Annotated in this window: 4 protein-coding genes; all 4 read left to right on the top strand. The window is 60.2% G+C overall.

What is annotated here, in order from left to right; all coding sequences use genetic code 11:
* On the top strand, positions 1–1,220 hold a 1,220-nt coding region (locus VGG64_10145), incomplete at its 5' end, for a TolC family protein (protein ID HEY1599953.1).
* Positions 1,221–1,327: 107 nt separating this feature from the next.
* Entirely contained in the window at positions 1,328–3,478 is a 2,151-nt protein-coding gene (locus tag VGG64_10140; protein HEY1599952.1) for a protein-disulfide reductase DsbD domain-containing protein, read from the top strand.
* A gap of 179 nt (positions 3,479–3,657) precedes the next feature.
* Positions 3,658–4,482: a cytochrome b/b6 domain-containing protein gene (locus VGG64_10135; protein HEY1599951.1), complete on the top strand. Its 825-nt coding sequence runs from the start codon at positions 3,658–3,660 to the stop codon at positions 4,480–4,482.
* 209 nt (positions 4,483–4,691) lie between these two features.
* Complete coding sequence (locus VGG64_10130) at positions 4,692–5,249, top strand: molybdopterin-binding protein (protein ID HEY1599950.1); 558 nt, start codon at positions 4,692–4,694, stop codon at positions 5,247–5,249.
* Positions 5,250–5,697: the final 448 nt, after the last annotated feature.

Below are 5,697 nucleotides of genomic sequence, written 5' to 3'. Positions count from 1 at the left end.
TTCCACCGCTGCCGGAAAACCCAACGCCGGATCAATTGGTTGAATACGCGCAGCTCAGCAACGCGGAATTGGAGCAACACTATTGGGAATGGCGCTCAGCGATCGAGCAGATTCCGCAGGACGGCACACAGACCTCGACGCTCAACGTGGCGGCCGGCACCAGCATCACCCACGGGCGCACCAGCTGGGGAAGCAGCTCACTGGCGCTCTCCAACGATCCCATGACCGACATCAAGTGGCCGGGAAAGTTGGACGCCGCCGCCCGGCAAACGCTGGAAAATGCACGCGCAGCGGGCCGGCGCTTCATCAAGGCCAAGTACGACCTGCGAAACAAGGTGCTCAGCGCCTACTATGACTATGCGTTAAACGCGGAACTGATCCGGCTGGAGCGGAGCAATCTGCAATCGCTCCGCACCACTGCGACCGTCACCGAAGCCCGCAATGGCGCTGGCAGTTCTGATCAGCAAATGGTGCTGAAGGCCAGGAACGAAGTAGACATGTCGGGCAATAACCTCGCCAATATGGAATCGATGCTGCCGAGTCAGCGCGCAGCGATCAATGCGCTCCTAGGTCGTCCAGAGAATACGGCGTTGCCCGTTCCGACAGAACTCCCGGCGTCGCGACCTCTTGTACAGGGGGATGGCGAGTTGGTGGATTTGGCGGCGAAACAGAATCCGGAGCTTATCGCCCTCGCGGATGAGATTCGCGGCCGCAACGAGGGAGTAAAGCTTGCCAGGCTGCAATATGTGCCTGATTTCAATTTGAGTGTCGGCACCGATCTGATGGGAGTCACCCAATCATTGCTGGGCCAGGCGACGATTCCGATTCTCAGATATCAGGCGCTCAACGCCGCCGTAGCCCAGGCCGAAGCGAACCTTCGCGCCTCAGAGGCCATGCGTCGCCAGGCGGGGAATGATTTGACCGCACAGGTCGTCGCGCATATCACCATCATTCGCGATGCGGATCGGCAACTCGGTTTGTTTGGCCATACCATACTTCCACGTACCCACGAGGTCGTGAATGTCGGCCGGGCCGCGTATGAAACAGGTCACGCCTCGTTGCTCGACCTGCTGGAGGATCAACGATCGCTGATCGCAATCGAGCGCCTCATTGCCAATCTCACTGTTACCCGGGAGAAGCACCTTGCGGAGCTGGAATCCATTGCGGCCAGCGATCTCTCGCACCACAGCGACACACGAGCGGCGGCTCCGCAGTTGTGATCGGACTCAACCCTTATGCCGCGGACACCTTGGAAAGGGCCATTCCCGCAACCGTAAGCGGCGCGCGGACTATTCCGCCTATCGATCTACATGAGGCGAGGTACGTGATGACTCGGCTGGTTTGGTGGTTAGTGTGTGCCTTCGATGGTGCACACCGGCGAAATGGGCGTCTGGAATGGCTTGCGCTGCTTCTGGCCCTGATCGTGCCGGCACAGCCGTTGCAAGCCGCCGCGACGAACTGGATCGGTGACGACCGTGCCACGGCACGACTCGTTACGGTGGTAGCGGCGACCGGTTCCGGATCGACGGTTGATGCGGGCCTGGAGATCCGGTTGGCGCCCGGCTGGCACACCTATTGGCGCTCGCCGGGCGAGGCCGGCTTGCCGCCGCACATCGATTGGCAGGATTCCACCAATCTGTCTCACACCGAGATCGCCTGGCCGGCGCCGAAGCGGATATCGATACAAGGTCTGCAGGGCTACGTGTACGAGGACCACGTGTTGTTGCCTATTGTGCTGAGCTTGGGCCGTCCAGGCGCGCCTCTTGCGTTGCACGCCGCACTCACATACGGCGTATGCAAAGAGGTGTGCATTCCCTATTCAGCGCACTTCGATCTCGCCTTGCCTGCCGGTGTGGCGCTAGCAGACAAAGAGGCGGCACTGATCTCCGCGGCTCGCGCTCATGTTCCAGCCGCGCTTGCGGCTGACGGGATGAGTCTTCTGGGCGTCACAGTGACCCCAGCGAAGGCCGGGGCAACCCTGGAGATCCGTCTACGTAGCATGGACGTTCGCTTCGGCAACCCGGATTTATTTGTCGAAGGCATTCCCGACGTTGCACCGCCGCAGCCGGTGGTCGTACTGAGCAACAGTGCTCACGAGGCGCGCTTTTCGATCCCGATCGCTGCAGCCACTCCGAGGAGCGTTACGGATCGGCCACTGCGATTTACACTCGTCGACGGCCAACGATCGTCCGAGTTCACGACGACCCCAGCGCCGGGGGCGGCCGGGTATGCCGCGGCGACGTTCCTATCGGTCATTGGCGTCGCCCTATTGGGCGGCCTGATTCTGAACATCATGCCTTGCGTGCTGCCGGTACTCTCCTTGAAGCTGCTGTCCGTCGCCGAACACGTCGGGGCAGGGCAACGACAGGTCCGCTATGGGCTCTTGGCCACGGCGGCTGGCGTGTTGACATCGTTTGCGCTGTTGGCAAGTCTCCTCCTCGCGCTGAAGGCGAGCGGCAATACCATCGGCTGGGGCATCCAGTTTCAGTGGCCCTGGTTCGTCGCCGCCATGGCTACCCTTACGACATTATTCGCAGCGAGCTTGTGGGATTGGCTCGCCATCGCACTGCCGCGCTGGGTTTATGACGCAGCCACTGCCGGTCCGGGGGCAGGGCAGGGACACCGCCCGCTGACCGACTCCTTTTTGACAGGCGCTTTTGCGACCTTGCTTGCGACACCGTGTTCTGCGCCGTTCGTCGGGACGGCGATCGGCTTTGCGCTCGCCCAGGGGCCGACGGAGATCATTGCCGTCTTTATGGCGCTGGGACTCGGCTTTGCGCTGCCCTATCTCACCGTGGCAGCCGTGCCGAAACTGGCGCGGTTTCTTCCGCGGCCTGGACCTTGGATGAACACTCTCCGCAAAATTCTGGGCGTGGCACTTATTGCCACCGCCCTGTGGCTGCTTTACGTGCTGGCCTCGCTTTCTGGCCTTCGTGTTGCGCTCGAAAGCGGCGGCGCCCTCGCCATTGCCTTAGCAGTGCTGGCTTGGAGAACGCGTGTCGCGCCGGCGGGCGCGGCGATCGCAATCCGGTCCGCCCCTGCCATTTTAGCCGCGGCTGCAGTACTGATACCGACTTTGGCGGGGGTGGCAGCCACCAGACCGGCAGAAGCTGTGGGCCATTGGCAGCCGTTTGACCTGCAACAGATTCGCCAGGAGGTGGGGGAAGGGAAGGTCGTGTTCGTGCACGTGACTGCTGATTGGTGTCTGACCTGCAAGGTCAACGAAACAACAGTTCTTGATCGAGAACCCGTACGCAGCCGTCTATTTGGCGGCGGTGTGATTGCCGTCCGCGCCGACTGGACCCGACCTGACCCGGCGGTAACGGCCTATCTGCAGAGCTTTGGCCGCTACGGCGTTCCGTTTGACGCTGTCTATGGTCCCGGGCAACCCGACGGGATGGCGCTGCCGGAACTGCTCACACCAAGTCTTGTGACAACTACGCTCGATCACGCCGCTGCGCCGCGTGCCGCGCGATGACGTGGACCCCGATGACCAACCCAATGATAAGAAAACATAGAAGCGCTACGGATTTTGCGCAGCGGACCCGCGTTGTCGTCAGGGTCATGCCTTGGAGGGTGCGTTTTTTTATCATCAGCACATACACGGTTGCTTCGTCGCTGTGGATTGCCCAACCCCGTGCGGGTATAAGGTAGCCGATGTCCAGCGCGGTTATCATCCATCGCCATGCGCGCGCGACCCGAGTGATGCATTGGATAAATGCACTGTGCGTTTTTCTGGTGCTGATGAGCGGTCTGCAAATATTCAATGCGCATCCGCGGCTCTATTGGGGAAAGTCCGGGGCCAATGCCGACCCGGCCGTGCTCGAGATGACGTATAAGGATTTGCCGACCGGTCAGCCCGCCGGAATTGTCCGTATCGGCAAGCACGAAATTGCAACGACAGGCGTGTTGGGACTTTCTGTGGACAGCAGCGGAAATCTTGCCGCGCGCGCCTTTCCAAGTTGGGCAACGATACCTGGCGATCAGGACCTGGCTACCGGCAGGCAATGGCATTTCTTCTTTGCCTGGATTCTGGTCTTTAACAGCTCGCTTTATATGCTGGTGAGCTTCGCCACTCGGCATATTCAGCGCGACCTGATGCCGAGCCGGGCGGAATGGTCACTTCGGGCTATCGCACATGATTTCTGGGATCACCTTCGACTGCGCTTTCCCAAGGGGGAGGCTGCGAGGCAATACAACGCCCTTCAAAAGCTTGCCTACCTTGCGGTTCTTTTCGTACTTGCGCCGATGATTGTGACTACGGGTCTCACGATGTCGCCGGGCTTCGATGCGGGCTTTCCCTGGCTCCTGAGTCTCTTCGGCGGGCGTCAAAGCGCGCGTACATTGCATTTTATCTGCGCGATGGCGGTCGTCGGCTTCATCGTCATTCACCTGGCAATGGTGGTGCTGGCAGGGCCACTGAACGAACTGCGCTCGATGATCTCCGGACGCTACACGCTGCCTCGGGAGGAACCGAAGTGACGAGCCGAATACTCACCCGCCGTCAAATGCTTTTGCGTAGTTCCACAGCCTTGGGCGGCCTTCTTTTGGGCGGATGCGATCGACTCTCGGAGTCGCCATCCTTTCGGCGAGTTCTGGCAAGCGCCGAGATACTCTCCTACCACGGACAGCGCCTACTAATCGGTCGACTTGCGCTTGCCCCGGAGTTTAAGCAATCCGATTTGTCGCCGGTGTTCCGTTCGAATGGCACCAGCGCGCCGGATGATCCGCACTATAACGATCTACTGGCGGGAAACTTCCGCCAATGGCGTTTGCGAGTCGATGGAATCGTGGCTCATCCACTCAATCTGTCTCTCGAGGACTTGCGCGCTTTGCCTTCTCGCCAACAAATCACGCGTCATGATTGCGTCGAGGGCTGGAGTGCGATCGGTCAATGGACCGGCGTACCCTTAAGCACGGTGTTGAGTCGGGCGGGTGTTGGCGCGAATGCCCGGTTCATAGTATTTCATTGCGCCGATACCTTGGAGGCGGGCGCGGACCCGTACTACGAGAGCATCGATCTGATTGATGCGTTTCATCCGCAGACGATCCTTGCGTACGACCTCAATGGCAGGCCGTTGCCGGTTGCCAACGGCGCGCCCCTACGCCTCCGCGTCGAGCGCCAGCTCGGTTATAAGCATGCCAAGTACGTTATGAGAATCGAGGTGGCGCAGGATCTGGCGCAGATAAGTGGCGGAAAGGGTGGCTTCTGGGAAGATCGTGGATATGAATGGTATGCCGGTGTTTAACCACAGTGAGCACAGAATCCTTGCACGGGTGAAGCGACCTTTGCCCCGATTGCTCAGGATCGCTTGGGCGAGGATGCTGCGAGCGGAGCTTCCGGCGCTTCGGGGCGCGCGTGCGGGCCAGCGTTTCCTTTGTTTAGACGATGGACGGTAATTAGCAGGACCAGCCCCGCCGCAATCATCGGCGCGAAAAAAAGCTGTCCTTCGGTGAGCCAACCGAAGAGCAAATAGCCTCGAGTGGCGTATTGACGGAGGTTTGTTGCGCCGCGAACACGCATGTGGGCTGCCACTGATGGGTGCGCAGGTCCACTTCATCTGGTTACACAGATGGCGGGCAGCTGCTTCGTATTGGGGTCAGTAAGGGCGGCCGAATAGATCTGGGGAAATCCGTTAACAAGCAGTCTGACGCGCGAAACGTTGTCGCGAACGATGACATTACAGCGTATGAGTC

The sequence above is a fragment of the Pirellulales bacterium genome (assembly GCA_036490175.1).
In the GTDB taxonomy this organism is placed as follows: domain Bacteria; phylum Planctomycetota; class Planctomycetia; order Pirellulales; family JACPPG01; genus JACPPG01.
Note: the sequence above shows the minus strand (reverse complement) of the source record. Positions and strands in the feature narration are given on the sequence as shown.

Coding starts and splice junctions, on each gene's coding strand:
- VGG64_10140 (HEY1599952.1), top strand. CDS start 1,328: ATGACTCGGCTGGTTTGGTGGTTAGTGTGTGCCTTCGATGGTGCACAC.
- VGG64_10135 (HEY1599951.1), top strand. CDS start 3,658: ATGTCCAGCGCGGTTATCATCCATCGCCATGCGCGCGCGACCCGAGTG.